This is a genomic window from Kitasatospora purpeofusca, assembly GCF_034043715.1.
In the GTDB taxonomy this organism is placed as follows: Bacteria; Actinomycetota; Actinomycetes; order Streptomycetales; family Streptomycetaceae; genus Kitasatospora; species Kitasatospora purpeofusca_A.
Genome location: NZ_JAXCLC010000026.1, coordinates 14,433 through 39,818 on the forward strand (window position 1 = coordinate 14,433; position 25,386 = coordinate 39,818).

Sequence of the window (25,386 nt, forward strand, 5' to 3'; positions counted from 1 at the left end):
GAGACGGCCCCGGACGCGCGGGCGCCCGGGGCCGTCCTGTAGGTGAGAGTCAGACGGTGTGCGCGTCGGCCAGCGACAGCACCTCGTCGAGGACGGCGAGACCGGCCTTCGCCTCCTCCTCCGTCACCGTGCACGGCGGCACGACGTGGAAGCGGTTCATGTTGACGAACGGCCAGAGCCCGCGCTGCTTGCACGCGGCGGCCAGCTCGGCGATCGGCGCGTTGGCGGCGCCGGCCGCGTTGTACGGCACCAGCGGCTCACGGGTGGCGCGGTCCTTCACCAGGTCGAGCGCCCAGAAGACGCCGAGCCCGCGCACCTCGCCGATGGACGGGTGGCGCTCCGCCAGCTCGCGCAGGCCGGGGCCGAGCACGGTCTCGCCGATGTGCCTGGCGTTCTCGACGATGCCCTCCTCCGCCATGGTGTTGATGGTGGCGACGGCCGAGGCGCAGGCCAGCGGGTGGCCGGAGTAGGTGAGCCCGCCGGGGAACGGCCGCTCCGCGAAGGTGGCGGCGATCTCCGCGCTGATCGCCACGCCGCCGAGCGGGACGTAGCCCGAGTTGACGCCCTTGGCGAAGGTCAGCAGGTCCGGGGTGACGCCCCAGTGGTCGGCGGCGAACCACTCGCCGGTACGGCCGAAGCCGGCCATCACCTCGTCGAGGATGAAGACGATGCCGTAGCGGTCGCAGATCTCCCGGACGCCCGCCAGGTAGCCCGGCGGCGGGATCAGGACGCCGGCGGTGCCGACCACGGTCTCCAGGATGACGGCCGCGACGGTGCCGGGACCCTCGAAGGCGATGACCTGCTCCAGGTGCGCCAGCGCGCGCTCGCACTCCTGCGCCTCGTTCTCGGCGTGGAAGTTGGTGCGGTAGGCGTACGGGCCCCAGAAGTGCACGATGCCGGAGACACCGGTCTCGCTGGCCCAGCGGCGCGGGTCGCCGGTGAGGGCGATCGCGTTGGCGGTGGCGCCGTGGTACGAGCGGTAGGTGGCGAGCACCTTCTGCCGGCCGGTGTGCAGCCGGGCCAGCCGGATGGCGTTCTCGTTGGCCTCGGCGCCGCCGTTGGTGAAGAAGATCTTGTCCAGGTCGCCGGGGGTGCGCTCCGCGATCAGCCGGGCGGCCTCGCTGCGCGACTCCACCGCGAAGCCGGGGGCGATGGTGCAGAGCTTCGCGGCCTGCTCCTGGATGGCCGCGACCACCTTCGGGTGCTGGTGCCCGATGTTGGTGTTGACCAGCTGCGAGGAGAAGTCCAGGTAGCGGTTGCCGTCGTAGTCCCAGAAGTACGAGCCCTCGGCGCCGGCCACCGCGAGGGGGTCGATCAGCGCCTGGGCGGACCACGAGTGGAAGACGTGCGCGCGGTCGGCGGCCTTGACGGCCTGGCCGGCGGCTGAGTCGGCGGTGGGGATGCTCATGCGGCAAGGCTAGGGATTCGCCGTACCGAAGTGGAGAGCCATCCTGTCAGCCGGTCGCCGCAACGGCCGACAGGGTGCAAAGCCACAGGGCCCGGGTCGCGGGGACCCGGGCCCATGGTCGGATCACACGATCGTCGTCCGGTCGGACCGTGTTCCGGCGGTGCCGCTCGCTCAGATGGCGGTCATCACGTGCTTGACGCGGGTGTAGTCCTCGAAGCCGTAGGAGGAGAGGTCCTTGCCGTAGCCGGACTTCTTGAAGCCACCGTGCGGCATCTCGGCGACCAGCGGGATGTGGGTGTTGATCCAGACGCAGCCGAAGTCCAGGCGGCGGGACATCCGCATGGCGCGGGCGTGGTCCTTGGTCCACACCGAGGAGGCCAGCGCGAACTCGACGCCGTTGGCGTAGCCGACCGCCTGCTCCTCGTCGGAGAACCTCTGCACGGTGATGACCGGGCCGAAGACCTCGTTCTGGATGATCTCGTCGTCCTGCTTCAGGCCGGAGACGACGGTCGGGGCGTAGAAGTAGCCCTTGTCGCCGACCCGGTGGCCGCCGGCCTCGACCTTGGCGTGCTCCGGCAGGCGCTCGATGAAGCCGGAGACCTGCTTCAGCTGGTTGGCGTTGTTCAGCGGGCCGTAGAGCACGTCCTCGTCGTCCACGCCACCGGTCTTGGTCTCGGCGGCGGCCTTGGCCAGCGCCTCGACGAAGGCGTCGTGGATCGACTCGTGCACCAGCACGCGGGTGGCGGCGGTACAGTCCTGGCCGGCGTTGAAGAAGCCCGCCACCGAGATGCCCTCGACGGCCTCGGCGATGTCGGCGTCCTCGAAGACCACGACCGGCGCCTTGCCGCCCAGCTCCAGGTGGACGCGCTTGACGTCCTTGGAGGCCGACTCGGCGACCTGGATGCCGGCGCGCACCGAGCCGGTGATGGAGGCCATCGCCGGGGTCCGGTGCTCGACCATCAGACGGCCGGTCTCACGGTCGCCGCAGATCACGTTGAAGACGCCGGCCGGGAGCTCCAGGTCCTTGAGGATGCCGCCGATGATCCCGGCCAGCAGCACGGTGGAGGCCGGGGTGGTGTCGGAGGGCTTCAGCACCACGGTGTTGCCGGCGGCGATGGCCGGGGCGAACTTCCAGACGGCCATCATCATCGGGTAGTTCCACGGCGCCACCTGGGCACAGACGCCGACCGGCTCGCGGCGGACGATCGAGGTCATGCCGTCCATGTACTCACCGGCGGACTTGCCCTCCAGCAGGCGGGCGGCGCCGGCGAAGAAGCGGATCTGGTCCACCATCGGACCGATCTCCTCGGAGAGGGTCAGCCCGCGCGGCTTGCCGGTGTTGCGGACCTCGGCGTCGACGATCTCGTCGGCACGGGCCTCGACCGCGTCCGCGATCTTCAGCAGCAGCTTCTGCCGGGTGCTCGGGGTGGAGTCCCGCCAGGCCGGGAACGCGGCCGCCGCAGCGTCCATGGCCGCGTCGACGTCGGAGGCGCCGGACAGCGGGGACGTCGCGTAGACCTCGCCGGTCGTGGGGTCGACGATGTCGAGCGTGCGGCCGTCGGCCGCATCGACGAACTCACCGTTGATGTAGTTGCGCAGCGTGCGAAGGTCGCTCACGGATGTCTCCTCGGTCTCGGCCTGCGGCATTGCAGATTCCGGCGCCATGGTACGTCGGCCGCCCGGGCCGGCGGCGGGCGCCGAGTGGCCGCGCCGGGCGCGCCGCGGTCCACTGGTTGGCGGAATGCGCGCGGCACAGCGGAGCCGCGCGCGTACCGTAGCCAGGGTAGCCGCACGACTGCCGTTATCGACAGGCCGACCGCGCATCAACGATGAAATCCGCATGCGTTTTCCAAGATCTCGACGAAATCAGCAGCTGCCGCGCTTGCGAACCCGAGGCCCATCGGGCACAGTGGCGGCGTGGCCAACCGCGACCGGAACGCCAGCGTTCCCCTCGACGCCGCCTCCAAGGCGATCATCGAGCAACTCCAGGAGGACGGGCGCCGCCCGTACGCCGCCATCGGCAAGGCCGTCGGCCTGTCCGAGGCGGCCGTGCGACAGCGCGTCCAGAAGCTGCTCGACCAAGGCGTGATGCAGATCGTCGCCGTCACGGACCCGCTCACCGTCGGCTTCACCCGCCAGGCGATGGTCGGGATCCGGGTCGAAGGGGACATCGATCCCGTCGCCGACGCGCTGGCCGCCCTCGACGAGGTCGACTACGTCGTCTGCACCGCGGGCTCGTTCGACCTCCTGGCCGAACTGGTCTGCGAGGACGACGAGCACCTGCTCGAAATGATCAACAAGCGCATCCGCGCGCTTCCCGGCGTGCGGAGCACCGAGAGCTTCGTTTACCTGAAGCTCCGGAAACAGACCTACACCTGGGGCACCAGATGACAGCCGACCCGGCGCAGAAGGACCTTTCCAAGACCGCCTACGACCACCTGTGGATGCACTTCACCCGCATGTCGTCGTACGAGAACTCCCCCGTGCCGACGATCGTCAAGGGCGAGGGCACCTACGTCTGGGACGACAAGGGACGCAAGTACCTCGACGGCCTCGCCGGCCTGTTCGTCGTCCAGGCCGGCCACGGCCGTGAGGAACTCGCCGAGGCCGCCGCCAAGCAGGCCAAGGAGCTCGCCTTCTTCCCGGTGTGGAGCTACGCCCACCCGAAGGCCATCGAGCTGGCCGAGCGCCTGGCCAACTACGCCCCGGGCGACCTGAACAAGGTCTTCTTCTCCACCGGTGGCGGCGAGGCCGTCGAGACCGCCTGGAAGCTTGCCAAGCAGTACTTCAAGCTGACCGGCAAGCCGACCAAGTACAAGGTCATCTCACGGGCCGTCGCCTACCACGGCACCCCGCAGGGCGCCCTGTCCATCACCGGCCTGCCGGGCCTGAAGGCCCCGTTCGAGCCGCTGGTGCCGGGCACCCACAAGGCCCCGAACACCAACATCTACCGCGCCCCGGCCTTCCTGGCCGGCCCCGACGGCACGGTCGACCCCGAGGCGTACGGCCGCTGGTGCGCCGACGAGATCGAGGTCGCGATCCTCAACGAGGGCGCCGACACCGTCGCCGCCGTCTTCGTCGAGCCGGTGCAGAACGCCGGCGGCTGCTTCCCGCCGCCGCCCGGGTACTTCCAGCGCCTGCGCGAGATCTGCGACCGCCACGACGTGCTGCTGGTCTCGGACGAGGTCATCTGCGCCTTCGGCCGCCTCGGCACCATGTTCGGCGCCGACAAGTTCGGCTACCAGCCCGACATGATCACCTGCGCCAAGGGCATGACCTCGGGCTACTCCCCGATCGGCGCCACGATCATCTCGGACCGCCTCGCCGAGCCGTTCTACAAGGGTGACAACACCTTCCTGCACGGCTACACCTTCGGCGGCCACCCGGTCTCCTCCGCGGTGGCGCTGGCCAACCTCGACATCTTCGAGCGCGAGGGCCTGAACCAGCACGTCCTCGACAACGAGGCCAACTTCCTGGGCACCCTCAGCAAGCTGCGCGACCTGCCGATCGTCGGCGACGTCCGCGGCAACGGCTACTTCTACGGCATCGAGCTCGTGAAGGACAAGGTCACCAAGGAGTCGTTCAACGACGACGAGGTCGAGCGCGTGCTCTACGGCTTCCTGTCGAAGGCGCTCTTCGACAACGGCCTGTACTGCCGCGCCGACGACCGTGGCGACCCGGTCGTCCAGCTGGCCCCGCCGCTGATCTCCGACCAGTCGACCTTCGACGAGATCGAGCAGATCCTGCGGACCAGCCTCACCGACGCGTGGGCGAAGCTCTGACCTTCGGACTCTCCTCCCCACCCTCCGCCGCAGGGCGGCCCCGCTTCGGCGGGGCCGCCCTGCGGCGTTCCCGCGGCGCCCCGCGGCGTTCCTGCGGCGTTCCTGCGGGGTTCCCGCGGCGCCCCTCGACGACGGGTCCCGGCCGTTCCGGCATCGACTCTTCGACCAAACACGCCTGATTGCGGGTGATTTGCCCCGGATGGGCCAGTGTGCCGCAACCGCGCCCAGGCCCGATCGTTCTAATCTGACGACTGTCATATCCCTGCGGCCACCCAGGATGGAACCTCATGCCAGCGGCCCCTCCTGACAACGACGTGCTGTGGGCCCGGGAGATCGTCAAATCCCACCAGGGCACCCCCGCGCTGCGCGGCGTCTCGCTCGGGGTCCGGGAGGGCGAGGTCCTCGCCGTCACCGGCCCGCGCGGCTCCGGCAAGAGCACCCTGCTCGGCTGCCTCTCCGCCCTGCTCCCGGTGGACGAGGGCGAGGTCTGGTTCAACAGCTCCCCCGTGCACACCCTCGGCCGGGCCGGCCGCGAACGGCTGCGCCGCGACCGCTTCGGCTTCGTCGGCTCCGAGCCGCACCTGGTACCCGAACTGACCGCCCGGGAGAACGTCGCCCTGCCCCTGCTGCTGGCCGGCGCCGGCGGCAGGGCCGCCTACACCGCCGCCGACGAGTGGCTGGAACGCCTGGACATCGGCGACCTCGCCAAGGTCCGGCCGGAACGGCTGGTCCAGGGCCAGCGCCAGCGGATCGCCGTGGCCCGGGCCCTCGCACCGCTCCCGCCGGTCGTCTTCGCCGACGACCCCACCGCCCCGCTGCACCGCGAGACCGCCGAACAGGTCCTGCGGATACTGACCAGCGCGGCCCGCTCCCACCAGCTCACCCTCGTGCTGGCCACCCACGATCCCGAGCTCGTCCGGTACGCGGACCGCGCCGTCGCCCTCCTCGACGGCCGCCTGACCGGCCCCGCCACGCCCGTGCCGCGCGGCACCGCCGCCCCCGGCACGGCCGGGGCCGCCGCCGTCCCGGCCGCCGGCCGCTGAAAGAGTCGACGCCGTGTTCTATCTCCGCCTGGCCCGGGGCTACCGGGTCCTCGACCTCGGCCGCTGGCTGCTGACCGCCCTGGCCGGCGCGGTCGTCGCCGCCTTCCTGCTGCGCGCCCTCGGCCGGGCGATGAGCGGCCCCGCCGACGGCCACGACGCGCTCGTCCGGCTGCTGTGGTGCCTGCCCCCGCTCGCCTCGGTCGCCTGGTTCGCGGCCGTCGCCGCCCGCGCCGTACCCGCCCGGCGGGCCGACCGGATCACCGGGCTCACCACGGCCGGCGCCGGGGCAGGGCGGATCCGCGCCCTGATCGCCGGCGAGGTCGCGCTCGCCTGCGGGGCCGGCGCCGGACTCACCCTGCTGCTCTTCCTGGTCCTGCGCAACGACATCGCCGGACCGACCCTCGCCGACGAACTGGGCATGGGCGTCGCCCTCCCGGCCGCCGCACCGGTCACCCTGCTCGCCCTCGTGCCGCTGACCGCCGGACTCGCCGCGGCCGGGGCCGTCCGGCCCGCCGAGACCCTGCCCGGCCGCTCCGGCACCGAACCGACCGGCTTCGGCCCGTGGCGGCTCGCCCTGCCGATCGGCCTCGCCGTCATCGGCCTCGCCCTGGAACTGATCGCGCTGCGCCCCGGCGCCGCCGCCGACGGCCGCCCGATCCACCTGCCGGCCGGCCTCGGCAGCACCAGCACCGCCGCGCTGGGCGGATGGACCGCCTCCGCGGTCGGCCTCGCCCTGCTCACCGGCCCGCTGCTCGGCTGGGCCGGCCGGCTGCTGGCACTCGGGCGGCCCACCCCGCTGCGACTGCTCGCCGGCCGGGGCCTCACCGCCCAGGCCCGCCGGCTCGCGGCACCGCTGGCCGTCCTCACCCTGGCGCTCGCGGTGGTGCTCACCACCATCCGCTACTGGCTGGGCGAGCCCGGCAGCGCCGATGTCCTGCCCGCGATCGAGGCCGGGCTGGTGCTGGGCTGCGCGGCCGGGGCGGTGGTGGTCCGGCTGGCCGAACTGCGCACCGCCCGCCGGGGTGTCGCCGAGGCACTGCTGCGGCTCGGGGCGGCGCCCCGGCTGCTGTTCGGCGCCGTCGTGCTGCGGACCCTGATGACCGGCACGATCCTGCTGGTCACCGGCGGGGCGACCGCGGCCCTGGCCGCCGCCGGACTGCGCTGAGCCCGACCCCGGTGCAGACGGGGCCGGGCTCAGGGGGTCGGGCTCGGTAGGACGCTCAGGTGCTCAAGCGCTCAGGTGCTCAGATGCGCAGGTACTCGGATGCTCAGGTACTCGGATGCTCAGGTACTCGGATGCTCAGGTACTCGGATGCTCAGGCGCTCAGCCCGCCGCCGCGAGCTGGCCGCAGGCGCCGTCGATCTCCTGGCCGCGGGTGTCACGGACGGTCGTCGGCACACCGTGCGACTGGAGCCGCCGGACGAACTCCCGCTCGTCCTCGGGGCGCGAGGCCGTCCACTTGGAGCCCGGGGTGGGGTTCAGCGGGATCAGGTTGACGTGCACCCGCTGGTTCTTGATCAGCCGGCCGAGCAGGTCCGCCCGCCACGCCTGGTCGTTGATGTCCTTGATCAGCGCGTACTCGATGGAGATCCGACGGCCGGACTTCTCGGCGTAGTTCCACGCCGCGTCCAACACCTCGGCGACCTTCCAACGGGTGTTGACCGGCACCAGCTCGTCGCGCAGCTCGTCGTCCGGAGCGTGCAGCGACAGCGCAAGGCGGCAGCTGAGCTCCTCGTCGGCGAACCGGTACATCGCCGGGACCAGACCGACGGTCGAGACCGTGATGCCGCGCTGGGACAGGCCGAAGCCGTCCGGCGCCGGGTCGGTCAGCCGGCGGATCGAGGCCAGCACCCGCTTGTAGTTGGCCAGCGGCTCGCCCATGCCCATGAACACCACGTTGGACAGCCGGGCCTCGCCACCGGGGATCTCCCCGGCCCTGAGCGAGCGCATCCCGGCGGCGATCTGCTCGACGATCTCGGCGGTCGACAGGTTGCGGGTCAGCCCGGCCTGGCCGGTAGCGCAGAACGGGCAGTTCATGCCGCAGCCCGCCTGCGAGCTGATGCACATGGTCACCCGGTCCGGGTAGCGCATCAGCACCGACTCGACGAGCGTGCCGTCGAACAGCTTCCACAGCGTCTTGCGGGTGGTGTCGTCGTCGCAGGACACGTGCCGCAGCACCGACATCAGCTCCGGCAGCAGGCTGTCGCTGAGCTTCTCCCGGCTGGCGGCGGGGATGTCCGTCCAGCTCGCCGGGTCGTTCGACATCCGGCCGAAGTAGTGGTTGGAGAGCTGCTTCGCGCGGAACGGCTGCTCGCCCAGCTCGGCGACGGCCTCCTTGCGCTCGGCGGGGCTCAGGTCGGCGAGGTGTCGCGGGGGCTTGGCGCCACGCGGCGCGACAAAGGTGAGTTCTCCGGGCTTAGGCATGGTTCATCCAGTGTCGCAGACGCGCGAGGGCCCCGGACGCCGGGCGTCCGGGGCCCCTGGGCCGGGGTGGTGTCGGTCTCAGCTGCCCACGAAGGCCGCCAGCAGCAGCCAGACCACCGGGGCGGTCGGCAGCAGCGAGTCCAGCCGGTCCATGATGCCGCCGTGACCGGGCAGCAGGGTGCCCATGTCCTTGATGCCGAGGTCGCGCTTGATCATCGACTCGCCCAGGTCGCCCAGGGTCGCGACGACCGCCGCGCAGCCGCCCAGGATCAGGCCCTGCCACCAGCTGCCGCCGTCGATGATCAGCCCCATCAGCAGCGCGCCCGCCAGCATCGACAGGCCGATGCCGCCGGCCAGGCCCTCCCGGGTCTTGCCCGGGCTGATCGTCGGCGCCAGCTTGGTCCTGCCGAACTTGTAACCCACCGCGTAGGCGCCGGTGTCGCTGCAGACCGTGACGATGAGGAACAGCACGATCCGCTGCGGACCGTCGTCGGCCGCCAGCATCATCCCCACGAAGGTGGCGAGGAAGGGGACGTAGAAGGCGGTGAAGATGCCCGCCGTTATGTCCCGCAGGTAGTTCTCCGGCGGCTCGGCCATCCGCCAGACCATCACCGCCAGGCCGGTGAGCGCGAGCGAGGCCGCCGCCCACTGGATACCCGACCAGTAGCCGGTGGCGACCATCGCGATGCCGCCCACGACCAGCGGGACCAGCGGCGCCTTGATCTCCTTGCGCTCGGCCAGCCGGCTGGTCAGCTCCCAGACGCCGACCGACACCGCCGCGATCACCACGACCAGGAACAAGGCCTTGACGACGAAGAGCGAGGCGACGATGACCGCGCCGAGGCCGACACCCACGCCTATCGCGGCCTGGAGGTTGCGGCCACCGCGCTGCTTGCGCTGCGCCGGCTGAGGCTGCGGATCGGGCTGGGCCACGGGTGTCTCCTGCCCTGGGTGGGACGACGGCACGAGGAACGGCTGCCCCGCCGGTCCGCCCGGCACACCGGGGTGACCCGCCGCGACCGGCGGCGCCTGCGGCGCCGACGGCCCCGGGTACGCCGCGGCGCCCGGGTACGGCCCGCCGACCGGAGCGGCCCGGGTGTCGTCGGTGATCGCGCGCAGCACGACCGTCTCCGACGCGCCCGGCTCCACCGCCCCGGGCTGCTCGTCGCGGAACAGCGGTCCGCTCAGCCGGCCCGTCTCCCGGGGCGATCCCCCGGCGGGGTCGGGCCCGGACGGGGATACGGGCTGCGGGCCCGGGTCGGCCGGTACGGGAGGCATGACCTGAGTCTCCTCCGCGTCGGGGTCCCAGTACACCGGAGGCTGCTGGGAGTGACCCGTTCGGTGGCCGGGGTCGCCCGAGCCGTACTGGCCGTGCTGGGCGTACTGCCCGGGCCGGTCGTACTGCCCGTGCGGGTCGTGCCGCCCTTGCCGGTCGTACTGCCCGTGCTGGTCGTACTGCCCGTGCGGCGGCTGAGCCGGGTACCCGCCGGTGACGGGCGCGGCCGGCAGGCCGGACGTGCCGGGTGCGCCCGCGGCCTGCGCAGGCGTGCTGGGGGCCTGCGCAGGCTCGTACGGACGGTACGGCTGGTACTGCTGGTCGGACGTGCCCCAATAGCCAGGGGCGTCAGGGGCGTCGTTCATCAGACCTCGAGCAGCTCGGCTTCCTTGTGCTTCAGCAGCTCGTCGACGGTGGCCACGTACTTGGCCGTGGTGTCGTCGAGCTCCTTCTCGGCGCGACGGCCGTCGTCCTCGCCGATCTCGCCGTCCTTCACCAGCTTGTCGATGGCGTCCTTGGCCTTGCGGCGGACGGCGCGGATCGAGACCTTGGCGTCCTCGCCCTTGCCGCGGGCGACCTTGATGAACTCCCGGCGGCGCTCCTCGGTCAGCTCGGGGAGCACGACCCGGATGATGGAGCCGTCGTTCGACGGGTTGACGCCCAGGTCGGAGTCGCGGATCGCCTGCTCGATCGCCTTCAGCGCGGTCTTGTCGAACGGCGAGACGACCGCCATCCGGGGCTCCGGCACGGAGAAGGAAGCCAGCTGGTTGATCGGCGTCACGGTGCCGTAGTACTCCGCGACGATCTTGGCGAACATCGCCGGGTGCGCGCGGCCGGTGCGGATGGCGGCGAGGTCGTCCTTGGCGTGGCCGACGGCCTTCTCCATCTTCTCCTCGGCGTCGAGGAGGGTCTCTTCGATCACTGTGATCTCCCTGTCCGGTTCATCTGCTGGTGTCCCGACCGGGGTCGGGCGCCGGAGCCTCGCGGCGGCGGCGCCGTCCGGTGCGGCTGGTTACTGCTCAGGCCCGGACAGAATCCCGGCTGATGAGTGTGCCGATCTTCTCACTCTTCACCGCACGCGCGATATTGCCCTCCGCAAGCAGCTCGAAGACCAGCATCGGGAGGTTGTTGTCCTTGCACAGCGTGATCGCGGTGAGGTCGGCCACCTTGAGGTCGCGCGCGATGACCTCGGAGTACTCCAGCGCGTCGAACTTGACCGCGTCCGGGTTGGTGCGGGGGTCGGAGTCGTAGACGCCGTCCACGCCGTTCTTGCCCATCAGCAGCACGTCGGCGTGGATCTCCAGCGCCCGCTGGACCGCCGTGGTGTCGGTGGAGAAGTAGGGCATGCCCATACCGGCGCCGAAGATCACCACACGGCCCTTCTCCAGGTGCCGGACGGCGCGCAGCGGCAGGTACGGCTCGGCGACCTGGCCCATCGTGATGGCGGTCTGGACCCGGGTCTCGATGCCTTCCTTGACCAGGAAGTCCTGGAGGGCCAGGCAGTTCATGACCGTGCCGAGCATGCCCATGTAGTCCGAACGGGCCCGGTCCATACCGCGGACCTGGAGCTCGGCGCCGCGGAAGAAGTTGCCGCCGCCGATCACCACGGCGACCTCGGTGCCCGCGCGGACGACCGTGGCGATCTCACGGGCGATCGCGTGCACGACGTCCGGATCGACGCCGAGCCCGCCGCCGCCGGCGAAGGCCTCACCGGACAGCTTCAGCATCACCCGGCGGCGTGTGCCGTCCTGGGTCTCCCGCGCGGTCTCCTGCGTCTCCTGCATGGACTTCTCCTTCTGCACCTACTGGTTCACAGACGCGGGTGTGCGGGTGCCCGGTCTGCGCGTACACGCGAGGAGGCCACTGCCGCGGGAACCGGTTCGGTGTCCTGCACGGCAATGGCCTCCTCGTCGTTCATGTCGCCGACGCGGCTCGCCCGTGAACGGATGGCGCTGGGTGAGCCCGTACGGCGCGTTCCCCGTCGCCCTGGTCAGCGGGCGGGGGCGGTTTCCAGCCTACGGCCGGGGGACCGGTGGAACGTGGCTCAGGCGCCGACGCGGAAGCGGGCGAAGCGCTTGAGGGCGACGCCGTTCTCCTCGAGGACCTTGGCGACGGTCTTCTTGTTGTCCTTCGCGAAGGCCTGCTCCAGGACGGAGTTCTCCTTCACGAAGCCGGTGACGCGACCCTCGACGATCCTCGGCAGGGCGGCCTCCGGCTTGCCCTCCTCGCGAGCGGTGGCCTCGGCGACGCGGCGCTCGTTCTCGATGTCCTCGGCCGGGATGTCCTCGCGGGACAGGTACTTCGGCGCGAAGGCGGCGATGTGCTGCGCGACGTCCTTGGCGACGTCGGCGTTCTCCTTGTCCAGCTCGACCAGGACGCCGACGGCCGGCGGGAGGTCGGGGCTGGTCTTGTGCAGGTAGACGGCGACGAAGCCGTCGCCACCGAACTGCGCGAAGCGGCGGAAGACGATCTTCTCGCCCAGGGTCGCGTTGGCCTCGTCCACGAACTGCTGGACGGTCTTGCCGGCCTCGATCTCGGAAGCCAGGGCGGCGTCCAGGTCGGCCGGGGCGCTCTTGGCGACGTGGGCGGCGATCGCGTCGGCGACCTTGACGAAGTTGTCACCCTTGGCGACGAAGTCGGTCTCGCAGTTCAGCTCGACCAGGACGCCGGACTTCTTGTCCTCGGCGATCAGCGCGGCGACAGCACCGTTGGAGGCGTCGCGGCCCTCACGCTTGGCAACGCCCTTCTGGCCCTTGATGCGCAGAAGCTCGACGGCCTTCTCGACGTTGCCCTCGGCCTCGTCCAGGGCCTTCTTGCAGTCCATCATGCCGGCGCCGGTGAGCTCACGGAGCTTCTTGACGTCCGCGGCGGTGAAGTTCGCCATGGTGTGAATCTCTTCTCGCGTCTCGCGTGTCTGCGTGGAGTAGTGCCGGGACCGATGATTCGGCCCCGGCACGGGAGAGAGGGGCACCGACCGGTGTCGTACCGGCGAGTGCCCCTCACCCTTGGTACGTCAGGCCTGCTCGGCCGGCGCCTCGGTGGCCGGAGCCTCGGTGGCCTCGGCGGCGTCGGCCTCGACGACCGGAGCCTCAGCGGCGGCGTCGGCGGCCGGTGCCTCGGTGACCTCGGCGGCGTCGGCCTCGACGACCGGAGCCTCAGCGGCGGCGTCGGCGGCCGGAGCCTCCTCAGCCGTCTTCTCGCCCTCCAGGAGGTCCTTCTCCCAGTCGGCGAGCGGCTGGTCGGCACCCGGCTCGGCCTTGACGTCGCCCTTGGCGACACCCGCGCGGGACTTGAGGCCCTCGGCGACGGCGTCGGCGATCACACGGGTCAGCAGGGTGACGGAGCGGATCGCGTCGTCGTTGCCCGGGATCTTGTAGTCGACCTCGTCGGGGTCACAGTTGGTGTCGAGGATGGCGACGACCGGGATGTTGAGCTTCCGGGCCTCGCCGACCGCGATGTGCTCCTTCTTGGTGTCCACGATCCAGACAGCGCTGGGAACGCGCTGCATGTCACGGATACCGCCGAGGGTCTTCTCCAGCTTGTCGTGCTCGCGCTGGAGGACCAGGAGCTCCTTCTTGGTGAGGCCGGAACCGGCCACATCCGCGAAGTCCAGCTCGCCCAGCTCCTTGAGGCGCTGCAGGCGCTTGTAGACGGTCGAGAAGTTGGTCAGCATGCCGCCGAGCCAGCGCTGGTTCACGTAGGGCATGCCCACGCGGGTGGCCTGCTCGGCGATGGCCTCCTGGGCCTGCTTCTTCGTGCCGACGAAGAGGACGCTGCCGCCGTGGGCAACGGTCTCCTTGATGAACTCGAAGGCGCGGTCGATGTAGTTCAGCGACTGCAGGAGGTCGATGATGTAGATGCCGTTGCGCTCCGTGATGATGAAGCGCTTCATCTTCGGGTTCCAGCGGCGGGTCTGGTGACCGAAGTGGACGCCGCTCTCCAGCAGCTCCCGCATCGTGACGACGGCCATAGCCGTGCTCCTCAGGTGTTACGCCCGGCTCCTACGCATCGGCGTCACGGGAGGCGCGTAGCGCTTCCCGCTCGGCTGGTGCGAACGGCCGGGTCAGGCTCGGTTTTGTCCGTGGCGGCCAGGTGACAGCCACGCCTGACGCCCCGAACGTGCCGAGCCGCTTCCCCCGGCGGCCCTGGGGCCGGTCGGGCTCGGCGGACCGAGCGGCACTCGCACCTGGTGGGGGCGGCGGCTGAGCCGCTGTCCGACCACCGGTGGCGGGGCGTGCGAAGTCGACCCGGCGGACCGGGTCGCGTGTGAAGTGTACGGGAAGCGCCGAGCGCCGAGCGACTCCGCGGAAGGCGGGCGGGCAGGGACCGGCCAGGTCCGGGGCACCCGGGCCGCCGGGTCGGAGTCACGTGGACCTGCCGGGGTCCACCCGTTGGAGGGATGGCCGTTGTCCCCAGGGGCCGGTTGTCCACAGGAAACGGGCTCCTGGTGGCCGGGTCGGCCCGTCCCGGGGAGTCTCGGCGGCATGACTGTCGACGCGGGGGTGGTGGGTGTGGGTGTGGGTGTGCGTGCGGGTGCGGGTGTGCGTGTGGATGCGGGTGCGGGTGCGGGTGTGCGTGTGGATGCGGGTGCCGCTCGGGGGAAGCGGGCCGGCGTTGCGGGGGCGAGGCGGCGGGTGCTGCCGCTCGTGCCGGTGGTGCTGGTCGCCCTGCTGACCGGCGGCTGGTCCGGGGCACTCGGGCACGCGGCGGGCAGGACGGACGGGGCCGCGGTCGGTGTCGCGGGGGAGGCCGGTCCTGGCGCGGTCGCTTCCGGGGCTTCCGGGGCTTCTGGCGCTCCCGGGGTTCCGGACGTTCCCGAGGTGGGTGGGAGCGGGCGGTGGTGGCCGGTGGACGGACCGGGCGGCGGGCCGGGGGCCGTGATCGGCCGCTTCGAGCCGCCCGCGCGACCGTGGGGCGCGGGCCACCGGGGCGTCGACCTGGCCGCCGTCGCCGGTGCGGAGGTCCGCGCCGCGGCGCCGGGGGTGGTGACGTTCACCGAGCCGGTGGCCGGACGGCCGGTCGTCACGGTCACGCACGCGGTGGCGGGATCCGCGACATCCGTGGCTCCGCCGACACCCCCGCTGCGGACCACCTATCTACCGGTGGAGGGCGCCCTCCCGGTCGGCACCACCGTGGCGGCCGGACAGGTGATCGGACGGCTCGCCCCCGGCGACGGCCACTGTGCCGACGGCCCCTGCCTGCACTGGGGCCTGCTGCGCGGGAAGCGCTACCTCGACCCGCCGGCCCTGTTCGGAACCGGCCGGGCCCGACTGCTTCCGCTCGACCGCCCGACGGAACCGGGCGCCGCCGCGCCGCTCCCCCTGGGCGGGCCGCTCGCCGTCCTCGGTCCGCGGCGGCTCAGCTCGGGCCGAGGCCATGCAGGGCGAGGGCGACGGCGGCGTCCGCGATCACCTCGGGACTCTCGGCCCGGCCGCCCGCGGCCCGGTGCTCCGCCTGCCGCACCGCCGCTTCGACGATGCCCTGGAGCAGCGCGGCGGCCAGCCGGGGCTGCTCGTGGCCGAGGTCCTCCAGCGCCTGGACCACCAGTCCGACCAGCGTCCCGTGCGCGGCCCGAATACGGTCCCGGGCCGCGTCGTCCAGCTCCAGTGCGGAGATAGCGGCGACCGCCCGATGGCGCGGGTCGGCGGCCAGCACGAGCTGGCTCCGGACATACGCCTCGATCCGGTCGGCTGCGGTGTCCCGGCTCGCCATCCCGGCCTCGATCTCGGCGGCCCACAGCGGGAAGTCCACCTCGCAGAGCGCCTCCACCACCGCCGCGCGGGAACGGAAGTACTCGTACACCGAGGAACGCGCGAGCCCGGTACGCGTGGCGAGCGCGGGGAAGGTCAGGGCCTCCATGCCTCCCTCGGTGAGGAGACTGCGGGCAGCATCGAGGAGGGCTGCCCGCTGCATCTGTCGATGCTCGGCCACACTGGCTGCTCGGATCTTCGGCACGCCCTCCACTGTACGGAGCCCTACATCCCGCCGGTACGGTGCCGCGACCACGACGGATACGGAGGGAGGCGTTCCGGGGCGCGGAGCGCGGACCCGGCGTACGCGGCGCACCGACCGGTCCGCGCGACGACCGGCCGGGAGCGTCCGGCTGGGGGCGTTCGGCTACCGGATGTCGGACAGCTTGGCGCGCAGTTGGAGTACCGACTTGGTGTGGATCTGACTGACCCTGCTCTCCGTGACCCCGAGGACCTGGCCGATCTCGGCGAGCGTCAGCCCCTCGTAATAGTAGAGCGTCACGACGGTCTTCTCCCGTTCGGGAAGCGTGTTGACCGCCTGCGCCAGCAAGCGGCGCAGCTCCCGGTCCTCGGCCACCTCCACCGGGTCGTCGGCCCCGTGGTCCTCCAGCGTCTCCATCAGGCTCAGCCGGTCGCCGCCGTCGCCCACGGGATGGAGCAGCTCGTCGAGCGCGACCACGTTGGCGAGCGAGAGCTGGCTGAAGATGGTGTGCAGGTCCTCGATCGCGATGCCCATCTCGGCCGCGACCTCGGGCTCGGTCGGCGTCCGTCGCAGCCGGGCTTCCAGCGTCGCGTAGGTGCGCTCGACCGCCTTCGCCTTCTGGCGCACCGAGCGGGGGATCCAGTCCAGCGCGCGCAGCTCGTCGATGATCGCGCCACGGATCCTGCTGATCGCGTAGGTCTCGAACTTGATGGCGCGCTCGATGTCGAACTTCTCGATCGCGTCGATCAGCCCGAAGACACCGGAGGAGACGAAGTCGGCCTGCTCGACATTGGACGGCAGACCGACCCCGACCCGGCCCGCCACGTACTTGACGAGCGGCGAGTAGTGCAGGATCAGCTGCTCCCGCAGCCGCTGATCGGCCGTCTCCTTGTAGGCGCGCCAGAGCTCTTCGAGCGCCGTGCGCTCCCGGCGGGGCGCCGGCGTTTCGGCGGACGCGGGGGCGGCCGGAGCGCCGGGCGCGTCCGGGCGGTCGCCGTGCGCCCCGGTGAGCGCCGGACGGCCGCCCTGCCGCGCCAGGGCCCCCATCGCACCCGTGGACTTGGACGGGTACTCGGTCGCGGTCCGCCGCTCGGTGCGCGGCCCGGCCGAGGACCGGGCGCCACCGGTCACTCGGTGTCCGGGAATGTGTGTGGGCATACGTTGGTCTGCGCCGTTCTGCCGAGTCATGTGCTGATAGGGAAGGCATGGCGAGCGTAGCGTGACCGACTCGCTGCAGAGTGCTACCGCCACTCGGTCGTCCCCCGATCCGGTGGCATTCGTGTCGCGCCGTCCGGGCACCGGAGGTGGACGAACCGGCTGCCGGCCCCGCCCGGCCGGTCCGCCCCGTCAACCCAGTGCCCTTTCCCGTCCTCCTCCCGGTCGGCCTTCGGGGCGCGTGCCCTCCTGACGCTCCGCCCCACGCTTCCCCCGAGTCGCTCCGCCGCCCTCGTCCGGCCGGGCCGTCACCTCCTCCGCACCAGGCGCCAGTGCGCGCCGTGGCGCTCGACATGACCGAGCGATCCCAGCTCGTAGAGGCGCTGGAGCACCTCGTCCGGCGGGAGGCCCGCCTGTCGGGCCAACCGCTCCACCGGCGCGCCCTCCGCGGTGGCCGGCACGGCCTCCAGGACCCGTGCCGCCTCGGGTTCCAGGAGATCCCTGGGCAGCACCGGCCCGTTTCGCTCCGGCGCCAGGTCCTCGCCGATCGCCCCGATCAGCTCGGCGACCTCGGCCGCGTCGGTCACGACGGTGGCGGCGCCGCTGCGGATCAGCGCGTGCACCCCGGCAGAGAGTTCCGAGGTGACCGGTCCCGGGACACCCATGGTGTGCCGGTTGAGGTCGCGGGCGCGTCTGGCGGTGCTGAGCGCCCCGCTGCGCAGCGCCGCCTCGACCACCACGGTGCCGCGGGTCAGCGCCGCGATCACCCGGTTCCGCAGCACGAACCGGAACCTGGTCGGGTGCTCCCCCGGCGGAAGCTCGCTCACCAGCAGTCCCCGTTCGGCGATCCGGCGGATCAGCGCGGTGTTGCCCCGCGGATAGGCCACATCCACCCCGCAGGCCAGGACACCGACCGTCGGAGCGCCGACCGCCAGCGCGCCCCGGTGGGCGGCCGCGTCGATCCCGTAGGCGCCGCCGGACACGACCACCCAGCCGCGTTCGGCGAGCTGCGCGGCGAGGTCCCCGGCGACGTGCGCACCGTACGCCGTACAGGCCCGGGCCCCGACCACCGCGACCGATCGCAGGGCGAGCAGGCGCAGCGAACCCGTCCCGACCACCCAGAGCCCGGTGGGCCGGCCCTGCCCGAGGTCGTCCAGCTGACTCGGCCACTCACTGTCGCCCGGAATGATGAAGCGCCCGCCGGCCGCGTGCACCCGTTCCAGGTCGGCTAGGGGATCGAGGCCGGTCATCCGGGCCCGGTAGGCCGCCAGTCTGGCGGCGTCCACGCCCAGTTGCTCGGCCGGGGCGCCGCCCCGGATCGCCTGTACGACGCCCAGTGCGTCGAGGCGGGTGAGCCAGCGGCCGAGCGCGGCGTCCCCCGGTTCGCCGAGCCGGCTGAGCACCGCCCTGGCGAGGCGCTCCGGCTCGGGCCGGGGCCGGGCCTCCGGCCCCGGCGGTCCCTCGGCCTCCGCTCCGGGGGCCCGGGGCGCCGCCGGGCCGGACGGTTCGGCGACGCGCGGCCGGGCCTGCGTTCCGGACTCCGGAGCGGCTCCCGGTTCGGTGGGCGGGCGCTGGGGGAGGTCGTTCGCGGTGAGGCTCATGTGCCGCTCTCCTCTGGCTTCTCGGTGGGAGTGGGATCGGGCGGGCGGCGCGCGGACCGGGGCCGGTCGGGAAGGCGTCCGGCCCGGGCGCCCGGTCGCTCCTCGGGCCGCTTGTCCGGGTCGTCACCGGAACGGTCACCGGCCGGGTCCTCGGAGCCGTCGCCGGACCGGTCGGGTCGGTCGGACTGGTCGGGGCGGTCGGGGCGGTCGGGGCGGTCGGGGCGGTCGGGGCGGTCGGCGACGAGCTTCGGACCGCGGAAGAACTGCTCCGTCAGTGGGAGGCCCTGTTCCACGCCGGTGCGCAGCACGAGGGCCGTCCGGATGTCCCGCTGTTCCGGGCGGTCCCGGCCGGCGAGGTCGGCGACGGTCCAGGCGACCCGCAGCACCCGGTCCAGGCCCCGGGCGGTCAGCAGGCCCCGCTCCAGCTGGCGCGCGGCGTCGTTCAGCGCGCCCGGCGCCAGCTGCCAGCGGGTACGCAGCTCGTGTCCGGGGACCTCCGCGTTGGTCCGCCACGGTGTGCCCTCGAGCCGGGCCGCCGCGCGCTCCCGAGCCGCCAGTACGCGGGCGGCGACGATCTCGGTGGTCTCCGCCGAAGTGTCGCGCTCCATCAGCTCGGCCCTGGTCACCGGAGCGACCTGGACCTGGAGGTCGACCCGGTCGAGCAACGGGCCGGACAGTCTGCCCTGGTATCGGCTGACCATGGCAGGCGTGCACTCGCACCCCTCGCCCCGCCGTGAGTGGCGCCCGCACGGGCAGGGGTTGGCTGCCAGGCAGAGCAGGAAGCGGGCGGGCAGCCGGAGCGATCCGGCGGACCGCGCGATCACCACCTCGCCGGCCTCGAGCGGTTGGCGCAGCGCGTCCAGCACCCGGACGGGGAACTCGGGCGCCTCGTCCAGGAACAGGACCCCGCGGTGGGCCAGCGAGACCGCACCCGGCCTCGGCAGACCGCTGCCGCCGCCGACGATGGCGGGCATGGTGGTCGAGTGGTGCGGGGAGCAGTAGGGCGCGTGGTCGATCAGCGGCCGACCGGCCGGGAGCAGCCCCGCGACGGAGTGGACCGCGGTGACCTCCAGTGCTTCCTTCTGGGTCAGCCTCGGGAGCAGCGCCGGCAGCCGCTCCGCCAGCATCGTCTTACCCGCGCCCGGCGGGCCCTTGAGGTAGAGGTGGTGACCGCCGGCCGCGGCGATCTCCAGGGCCCGGCGGGCCTCGTACTGGCCGGCCACGTCGGCGAGGTCCATCCGGGCGGCCGCCGCGTCGGGCAGGCCGCGCACCCCGGCGGTGGGGAGCATGAGGCCCGCCATCAGCGGGTCGGGACGCCCGACGATCCGGTCGGCGGGCTCCTCCGGCTCGGGGGCACCGGTGAGCACGGCGATCAGCTGGCGCAGGCTGCGCACACCGATGACGCTCACTCCGGGGACCAGCTCGGCTTCGGCGGCCGTCTGATCGGCGACCACCACCCGCTGGTAGCCGGCATCGGCGGCCGCCAGCACCGACGGGAGCACCCCGCGGACCGGGCGCACCCGCCCGTCCAGCCCCAGCTCCCCGATGAGCAGCAGGTCGGCGATAGCGGAGGGGTCGAGCCGTTCGGCCGCGGCCAGCACGGCGCACGCCACGGCGAGGTCGAAGCCGCTGCCGCTCTTGGGCACCGACGCCGGGCTCAGCCCGACGGTCAGTTTGCGCTGCGGCCAGGCCTCGCCGCTGTTCACGATCGCCGCGCGAACCCGGTCACGGGCCTCGGAGAGCGCCTTGTCGGGCAGGCCGACCAGGGTGAACGCCGCCACCCCGGGCTCCAGGTCGGCCTGGACCTCGACGATCACCCCGTCGACCCCGACCAGGGCCACGGAACACGTCCGGGCGAAGGCCATCTAGACCACCCCCCGCAGGTGGTCGACCGTGGCCGCGCCGCGGACCCGGTTGATGACGGCGACGAGGTCGATCCGGACGCCGCCCGGCGGAACGGGTGCCCACGGCGGTTCGGTGGAGCCGGGCCGGTACTCGGAGCCCGCCAGCCGGGCGAAGTGGCCGGGCCAGCGCTCGGACATCCAGCGCTCGGCCAGGCGGCGCAGCCGGTCCGCCTTGATGGGGTCGATGGCCTCGCTGGGCTGCTGGAAGCCCCGCTCGGAACGGGTCTTGACCTCGCAGACGGCCACGGTGTCGCCGTCGAGGGCGACGATGTCCAGCTCGCCCTCCACGCACCGCCAGTTGCGGTCGAGGATGCGCAGCCCCTTCTCGGCCAGCCGGCGGGCGGCCACCCGTTCGCCGTAGCGGCCGAGGCCGGTATTGCTCAGCCGACCCGGTCCGGCCCCGCCGGGCACGGGCGGTGCCGACCCGGGCGGTGCCGACCCGGACAGGGTGGGCTCGGCAGGGGCGGACGCGGGCACGGCGGAGGCCGAGTCGGCCTGGGGTGGCGGGCCTCCCGCCGGGGCGCGTGCCGCCCGTCGACGTGGCTGCCCGTCCCGCCGGGCCTTCGCGGTCTGTTGGCGCGTGGCGCGCTCGATGTCCTGCACGGTGACCACCTCCGACGAGGAGGCTGCCGTGCGGTCCGGAAGCGGACCAGAGGGTTGTTATTTCCTGTGGAAAACCCGGGCCTGTGGATAACTCCCGTCACCCACGGGAGTGAGAATTCCGGAATATCCGAAATTCCCCTGGACATCCGGGGACCGGGCGGTCCAACGTCAGTTCCCGAAGCCGGACTCGTCCGAGGGCAGCTCCAGGTCGCTCTTCGCGAGTTCCTCGATGTTCACGTCCTTGAAGGTCAGCACCCGGACCTTGCGGACGAACCGGGCCGGCCGGTACATGTCCCAGACCCACGCATCCGCCATCGACACCTCGAAGAAGACCTCGCCCTGCACCGAGTGCACCTGCAGCTCGTAGTCATTGGTGAGGTAGAACCGTCGCTCGGTCTCGATCACGTACTTGAACAGGCCGACGACGTCCCGGTACTCCCGGTAGAGCTTGAGCTCCATCTCGGTCTCGTACTTCTCGAGATCTTCGGCACTCATCCAGGCGTCCCCTCAACTTGTCACGTCCACCCATTGTGGACCACCGCACTCACCCTCAGAGCCGTACCGGGGCGACCGGCGGCCCCTCGGTCAACAGCCGCTCCAGAAAGTCCACCAGTCCGACCGGATAGACCGTCTCGGAGGTGGACCTCAATTCCTCGACCGTCCACCAGCGCGCCGCGAGCAACTGGGCGTGTTCGTCCTCGCCCATGCCCGAGTGGTCCAGCACCGTCAGTGTGGTCCGGGCCAGGTGGAACCACTGTTCCTGCTCGAAGCGCTGTCCCCGATAGGAGAACGAAGCATTGCCGTACGCGACCACCGGTCCCAGCTCCACGCCGCGCAACCCGGTCTCCTCCACCAGCTCCCGCTCGGCGGCGTCCCTGACGTTCTCCCCCGGCTCCAGCCCACCGCCGGGGGTGAACCACCAGGTGACGCCGGGCGTCGCCGGGTCCGAGCCGTGGAAGAGCAGCAGTCGGTCCCGCCCGTCGAGCAGCAGGATCCGTGAGGCCCTGCGCCGCTGCGCCGCCATGACGAGCCTCCACACTCTCTCCGTCCGCCCCGGTCGTTCCCCCGATCCTGCCACCCGGCGCGGTCGTCCGGGGCGAGGTTCGGCAGAGCGGTCCCGGCCCGGACGGTATCGGCCGGGGTCAGGCGGAACGGCGACGGCGGCGCGCCAGGCCCGCCACACCGCCCACCACCGAGGTCACGACGATCGTCGCCGCGCCTGCAACGCTCGCCCAGAACGCCGGCTCCAGCGGTCCCGGGCCCGCCGGCCGGTGCCCGTCGATCGCCTCGAACGCCGAGGTGCCGCTCAGCACCGCCGCCCTGCCGAACGGCAGCACGGTGGCCTCCACCCTGGCCTGCACCTCGGTGGCCGGGACGGTCCCGCCGTCGGTCTCCAGGTGGACCCGGGAGTCGAGCGAGCCGAGCCGGTTGTCGCCGAGCAGGAAGAGACGGCCTGGCGGCACCTCCACACTGAAGGTGGCGCCCTGGGCACCCGCCCCGGCGAGGTAGGGCTCGTCCACCGGCTTGCCGTTCACCGTCAGCCTCCGGTCGCCGTCGCCGACCGCGACGGTGTCCCCTCCGACCGCGACGACCCGCTTGACCATGAGCTCGCCGCCCCAGGCCTGGTCACGGAAGACGACCACGTCGCCCCGCCCGACGTCCGAGCCGTCGGACTTCCTGGCCAGCACGGTGTCCTGGGCCTGGAGGGTGGGCGCCATCGAGGCGGTCGGAATGCTGTACGGCCGGTAGCTCACGGCGATCACCGCGAAGCCGCCGATCAGCAGGACCAGTCCGAGACCGAGAAGCACACCCTGCACCACGGCCGCGAGTCCGCGCCGACGACGGGCGGCGGTCGGTGGATTGTCGGTCGCACGTTCCACGACACTGCTCATCGATACCGTCCAAACCCTGACCGACCCGGAAACGCCCACAGCGCCGCGCCGGGACCACGCGCGGAAAACCCGGCGGGCCGTGGCACGTCCGAGCAGATTACTCGTCGGTACCACGGCCCGCGCAAGACCCGGGCGCCCCCGGTCGTCGTCAGGACCGGTCGTCGCGGTCCGGCCCGTTCCACCGCCGGCGGACCAGCGGGAGCAGTGCGACGGCGCCCACGGCACCGGCCGCGGCCGGAACCGCGGGCAGGGCCGCCGCCGCCAGCCCCTTCTGGTCGAAGGTGTCCGGCACCGGCAGCGTCGACCAGCGGTTGATCGGCCAGGCCACCACGAAGGCACGCCCGATCACATCGTCCACCGGGACGGCGCCGCCACCCGGCTGGTCCATGTGGAAACGCGAGTCGAGCGAGTCCGCGCGGTGGTCGCCCATCACCCAGATCCGACCGTCCGGAATCTTCACCGGCCCGAAGGGCTTGGTCCCGCAGGGGGTGTTGCCGGGGTAGACGTAGGGCTCGTCGAGCGCGATCCCGTTGACCTTCACCGGGCCCTCGCCCTCGCACTCGACGGTGTCCCCACCGACCGCGATGACGCGCTTGATGAGGTCCTTCTCGTTGTCGGACGGCATCAGGCCGACGAAGCTCAGCACATTCTGGACGCCCCGGACGAAGGAGTTGCTGCTCTCGTTGGTGGGCTCGTCCGCCAGCCAGCCGCCCGGGTCGTGGAACACCACGACCTCGCCGCGCTCCGGCTCGGCGCCGAACCACGGGGTGAGCTTGTCCACCAGGACCCGGTCACCGACCTGGAGCGTGTTCTGCATCGACTCCGACGGAATGGAGAACGCCTGGACGAAGAACGTCTTGATCACGAGCGCCAGCACGAGGGCGATGCCGATGAGGATCGGCAGCTCCTTCCAGAACGACCGGGGCTTGCGCTCCTTCCGCTCCGGCTGCTCCTCGGTGCCGCCCGCCGGCTCCGCGTTGTCCGGGGTGGGCTTCGGGGCGTCGTTCGTGCCGTCGCCGTGTTCGTCCGCGGACTGGGCAGCGGCCTCTTCGGCCGAGGCCGAAGGCGCCGCGGCCTCCACGGTCCGGGCCACCCGGCCGCCGGAGCCCTCGGGCTCTCCCGCGTCCGAGCGGGCGCCGATCACCAAATCCCCCACAACGTCTCCTCCCTGCTGTGCGGACGCCTGCGCGTCCGCGCTCACAGTGCCGCACAGCGGGCACCACGTTCCACGATCGGCCGCGCCCGCCGGAACCGCCCCCTGCGGAGGTAGTCCGACACCGGCACAGCCCTCGGGCGCGGCTCGTCACAACGGCCGCACCCAGCACCTCTCTATCACTCCCGGACATCCGGCTCGCGGTCCCACGCGCGCGTTCCGACCGTCCACCGGCCCCGCCGGGCCTACCGCCTGGGTCGTCCCACCCGGCGGCCGACGAGCGGAAGGAGGCCCAACACACCCATAACGAGCGGAGGTTCCTCAGGAATCGGGTCAACACCCACCGCGTTCCGCGCAGTTCCGGGGTCCATCGGACTCCGCGCCACCGAGGAGAGTGAAACCGGCACATCAAGTTGATGAACCCGGCCGACCGGCCAGGCGATCATGAACGCCCGCCCCAGCACCCCGCTCACCGGAATCGTGCCCTGACCCGGATTGCCCATGTGGAAACGGGAGTCGGCGGAGACGTCCCGATGGTCGCCCATCACCCAGAGCCGCCCCTGCGGCACCTTCACCTTGAACGGCTGCCGCGACGGCGGGTTGCCCGACGCGAGGTAGGGCTCGTCCAGGGGCTTGCCGTTGAGGAGGAGCCTGCCCTGCTCGTCGCAGCACTCGACCGTGTCGCCGCCGACCCCGATCACCCGCTTGATGAGGTCCTGCTCGCTGTCGGAGGGCAGCAGTCCGACGAAGGTCAGCGCCTGCTTGGCCCCGCCCAGGAGCACACCGTCCGTCGACGCCCCGTGCCGGCTCTCCAGCCAGCCGCCCGGGTCCTTGAACACCACGACTTCGCCGCGCTCCGGCTCGGCACCGAACCAGGGAGTGAATTTGTCGACCAGGACCCGGTCCCCGATCAGGATCGTCTGCTCCATCGATCCCGAGGGGATCACGAAGACCTGCACCAGAAAGGTCTTCATCACCAGCGCGACGATCAGCGCGACCACGGTGATCAACGGAATCTCCCGCAGATGGGAGCGCCTGCGGCGACGGGCCGCCCTGCGGGCGGTGCGGCGACGCTCGGCACGGCCGCGCACCACCGGGGCATCGGCCGCCCCGGCAGCCCCGGCAGCCCCGGCAGGATCCACCGGTCCGACGGCTCCCCCGGACCCGGCCTCCGTCCCGGGGTCGGCTTCCG

The 25,386-nt window shown here is 72.3% G+C and carries 21 protein-coding genes and 2 pseudogenes; 5 read left to right on the plus strand and 18 right to left on the minus strand.

The window, feature by feature from the left end; translation table 11 throughout:
• Positions 1 to 49: 49 nt before the first annotated feature.
• Positions 50 to 1,408 (minus strand): aspartate aminotransferase family protein, encoded by a 1,359-nt coding sequence (locus SM793_RS15530; protein ID WP_320438778.1) that lies wholly within the window; start codon positions 1,406 to 1,408, stop codon positions 50 to 52.
• A 171-nt stretch (positions 1,409 to 1,579) separates the two neighbouring features.
• Positions 1,580 to 3,055, minus strand: coding sequence for a gamma-aminobutyraldehyde dehydrogenase (locus SM793_RS15535; RefSeq protein WP_320438779.1), 1,476 nt, complete (start codon positions 3,053 to 3,055; stop codon positions 1,580 to 1,582).
• Between the two features lie 270 nt (positions 3,056 to 3,325).
• Between SM793_RS15535 and SM793_RS15540 the strand changes: the two genes are divergently transcribed.
• The 4 genes from SM793_RS15540 (at position 3,326) to SM793_RS15555 (ending at position 7,398) form a co-directional block, all read left to right on the plus strand.
• Positions 3,326 to 3,799 (plus strand): Lrp/AsnC family transcriptional regulator, encoded by a 474-nt coding sequence (locus SM793_RS15540; RefSeq protein ID WP_030396761.1) that lies wholly within the window; start codon positions 3,326 to 3,328, stop codon positions 3,797 to 3,799.
• On the plus strand, positions 3,796 to 5,190 hold the full coding sequence (locus SM793_RS15545) for an aspartate aminotransferase family protein (RefSeq protein ID WP_320438780.1): 1,395 nt from the start codon (positions 3,796 to 3,798) through the stop codon (positions 5,188 to 5,190). The genes SM793_RS15540 and SM793_RS15545 overlap by 4 nt, the downstream gene beginning before the upstream one ends.
• A 287-nt stretch (positions 5,191 to 5,477) precedes the next feature.
• Positions 5,478 to 6,233, plus strand: coding sequence for an ABC transporter ATP-binding protein (locus SM793_RS15550; RefSeq protein ID WP_320438781.1), 756 nt, complete (start codon positions 5,478 to 5,480; stop codon positions 6,231 to 6,233).
• Between the two features lie 13 nt (positions 6,234 to 6,246).
• Positions 6,247 to 7,398, plus strand: coding sequence for a hypothetical protein (locus SM793_RS15555; RefSeq protein ID WP_320438782.1), 1,152 nt, complete (start codon positions 6,247 to 6,249; stop codon positions 7,396 to 7,398).
• 159 nt (positions 7,399 to 7,557) lie between these two features.
• Here the strand turns inward: SM793_RS15555 and rlmN are convergent, their stop codons facing one another.
• The 6 genes from rlmN to rpsB all read right to left on the minus strand — a co-directional run bounded on the left by rlmN (position 7,558) and on the right by rpsB (position 13,904).
• Positions 7,558 to 8,658 (minus strand): 23S rRNA (adenine(2503)-C(2))-methyltransferase RlmN, encoded by a 1,101-nt coding sequence (gene rlmN, locus SM793_RS15560; protein ID WP_320438783.1) that lies wholly within the window; start codon positions 8,656 to 8,658, stop codon positions 7,558 to 7,560.
• 78 nt (positions 8,659 to 8,736) lie between these two features.
• Positions 8,737 to 10,299 (minus strand): phosphatidate cytidylyltransferase, encoded by a 1,563-nt coding sequence (locus SM793_RS36425; protein ID WP_413815969.1) that lies wholly within the window; start codon positions 10,297 to 10,299, stop codon positions 8,737 to 8,739.
• Positions 10,299 to 10,856, minus strand: coding sequence for a ribosome recycling factor (gene frr, locus SM793_RS15570; protein WP_266313049.1), 558 nt, complete (start codon positions 10,854 to 10,856; stop codon positions 10,299 to 10,301). Before frr ends, SM793_RS36425 begins: the two co-directional genes overlap by 1 nt.
• 97 nt (positions 10,857 to 10,953) lie before the next feature.
• Positions 10,954 to 11,718: a UMP kinase gene (pyrH, locus tag SM793_RS15575; protein WP_320438784.1), complete on the minus strand. Its 765-nt coding sequence runs from the start codon at positions 11,716 to 11,718 to the stop codon at positions 10,954 to 10,956.
• Between the two features lie 260 nt (positions 11,719 to 11,978).
• Positions 11,979 to 12,818, minus strand: coding sequence for a translation elongation factor Ts (gene tsf / locus SM793_RS15580; protein WP_320438785.1), 840 nt, complete (start codon positions 12,816 to 12,818; stop codon positions 11,979 to 11,981).
• Positions 12,819 to 12,947: 129 nt separating this feature from the next.
• Positions 12,948 to 13,904 carry a 30S ribosomal protein S2 gene (gene rpsB / locus SM793_RS15585; RefSeq protein ID WP_320438786.1) on the minus strand — a complete coding sequence of 319 codons (957 nt, stop codon included), beginning with the start codon at positions 13,902 to 13,904 and terminating at the stop codon, positions 12,948 to 12,950.
• A gap of 514 nt (positions 13,905 to 14,418) precedes the next feature.
• On the opposite strand from rpsB, the pseudogene SM793_RS15590 reads away from it, so the two are divergent.
• Positions 14,419 to 15,162 (plus strand): annotated as a pseudogene (locus SM793_RS15590) (peptidoglycan DD-metalloendopeptidase family protein); the annotation flags it as partial.
• Positions 15,163 to 15,292: 130 nt separating this feature from the next.
• Here SM793_RS15590 and SM793_RS15595 read toward each other — a convergent pair.
• From SM793_RS15595 to lepB (SM793_RS15640), 10 genes and pseudogenes are all read right to left on the minus strand, one after another.
• Positions 15,293 to 15,865, minus strand: coding sequence for a helix-turn-helix domain-containing protein (locus SM793_RS15595; protein WP_320438836.1), 573 nt, complete (start codon positions 15,863 to 15,865; stop codon positions 15,293 to 15,295).
• A 186-nt stretch (positions 15,866 to 16,051) separates the two neighbouring features.
• The gene (gene whiG / locus SM793_RS15600) at positions 16,052 to 16,933 is read right to left on the minus strand and encodes an RNA polymerase sigma factor WhiG (protein ID WP_320438837.1); all 882 of its coding nucleotides are present in this window, start codon (positions 16,931 to 16,933) and stop codon (positions 16,052 to 16,054) included.
• A 416-nt stretch (positions 16,934 to 17,349) separates the two neighbouring features.
• Positions 17,350 to 18,642, minus strand: coding sequence for a DNA-processing protein DprA (gene dprA, locus SM793_RS15605; RefSeq protein WP_320438787.1), 1,293 nt, complete (start codon positions 18,640 to 18,642; stop codon positions 17,350 to 17,352).
• Positions 18,643 to 18,914: 272 nt separating this feature from the next.
• A pseudogene (locus tag SM793_RS15610) lies at positions 18,915 to 20,507 on the minus strand (YifB family Mg chelatase-like AAA ATPase); the annotation flags it as partial.
• Positions 20,508 to 21,149 carry a YraN family protein gene (locus SM793_RS15615; protein WP_320438788.1) on the minus strand — a complete coding sequence of 214 codons (642 nt, stop codon included), beginning with the start codon at positions 21,147 to 21,149 and terminating at the stop codon, positions 20,508 to 20,510. It lies immediately after the preceding pseudogene.
• 168 nt (positions 21,150 to 21,317) lie between these two features.
• The gene (locus tag SM793_RS15620) at positions 21,318 to 21,644 is read right to left on the minus strand and encodes a DUF2469 domain-containing protein (protein ID WP_030056781.1); all 327 of its coding nucleotides are present in this window, start codon (positions 21,642 to 21,644) and stop codon (positions 21,318 to 21,320) included.
• Positions 21,645 to 21,699: 55 nt separating this feature from the next.
• Positions 21,700 to 22,173, minus strand: coding sequence for an NUDIX hydrolase (locus SM793_RS15625; RefSeq protein ID WP_320438789.1), 474 nt, complete (start codon positions 22,171 to 22,173; stop codon positions 21,700 to 21,702).
• 118 nt (positions 22,174 to 22,291) lie between these two features.
• Positions 22,292 to 23,029 carry a signal peptidase I gene (lepB, locus tag SM793_RS15630; protein ID WP_320438790.1) on the minus strand — a complete coding sequence of 246 codons (738 nt, stop codon included), beginning with the start codon at positions 23,027 to 23,029 and terminating at the stop codon, positions 22,292 to 22,294.
• Positions 23,030 to 23,189: 160 nt separating this feature from the next.
• Positions 23,190 to 24,197 carry a signal peptidase I gene (gene lepB / locus SM793_RS15635; RefSeq protein ID WP_320438791.1) on the minus strand — a complete coding sequence of 336 codons (1,008 nt, stop codon included), beginning with the start codon at positions 24,195 to 24,197 and terminating at the stop codon, positions 23,190 to 23,192.
• A 242-nt stretch (positions 24,198 to 24,439) separates the two neighbouring features.
• A complete protein-coding gene (lepB, locus tag SM793_RS15640; RefSeq protein ID WP_320438838.1) occupies positions 24,440 to 25,195 on the minus strand; it encodes a signal peptidase I in 756 nt (251 codons plus the stop codon).
• Positions 25,196 to 25,386 lie beyond the last annotated feature (191 nt).

Coding starts and splice junctions, on each gene's coding strand:
- SM793_RS15530 (WP_320438778.1), bottom strand. CDS start 1,408: ATGAGCATCCCCACCGCCGACTCAGCCGCCGGCCAGGCCGTCAAGGCC.
- SM793_RS15535 (WP_320438779.1), bottom strand. CDS start 3,055: ATGCCGCAGGCCGAGACCGAGGAGACATCCGTGAGCGACCTTCGCACG.
- SM793_RS15545 (WP_320438780.1), top strand. CDS start 3,796: ATGACAGCCGACCCGGCGCAGAAGGACCTTTCCAAGACCGCCTACGAC.
- SM793_RS15550 (WP_320438781.1), top strand. CDS start 5,478: ATGCCAGCGGCCCCTCCTGACAACGACGTGCTGTGGGCCCGGGAGATC.
- rlmN (WP_320438783.1), bottom strand. CDS start 8,658: ATGCCTAAGCCCGGAGAACTCACCTTTGTCGCGCCGCGTGGCGCCAAG.
- SM793_RS36425 (WP_413815969.1), bottom strand. CDS start 10,299: ATGAACGACGCCCCTGACGCCCCTGGCTATTGGGGCACGTCCGACCAG.
- pyrH (WP_320438784.1), bottom strand. CDS start 11,718: ATGCAGGAGACGCAGGAGACCGCGCGGGAGACCCAGGACGGCACACGC.
- tsf (WP_320438785.1), bottom strand. CDS start 12,818: ATGGCGAACTTCACCGCCGCGGACGTCAAGAAGCTCCGTGAGCTCACC.
- rpsB (WP_320438786.1), bottom strand. CDS start 13,904: ATGGCCGTCGTCACGATGCGGGAGCTGCTGGAGAGCGGCGTCCACTTC.
- whiG (WP_320438837.1), bottom strand. CDS start 16,933: ATGGGGGCCCTGGCGCGGCAGGGCGGCCGTCCGGCGCTCACCGGGGCG.
- dprA (WP_320438787.1), bottom strand. CDS start 18,642: ATGAGCCTCACCGCGAACGACCTCCCCCAGCGCCCGCCCACCGAACCG.
- SM793_RS15620 (WP_030056781.1), bottom strand. CDS start 21,644: ATGAGTGCCGAAGATCTCGAGAAGTACGAGACCGAGATGGAGCTCAAG.
- SM793_RS15625 (WP_320438789.1), bottom strand. CDS start 22,173: ATGGCGGCGCAGCGGCGCAGGGCCTCACGGATCCTGCTGCTCGACGGG.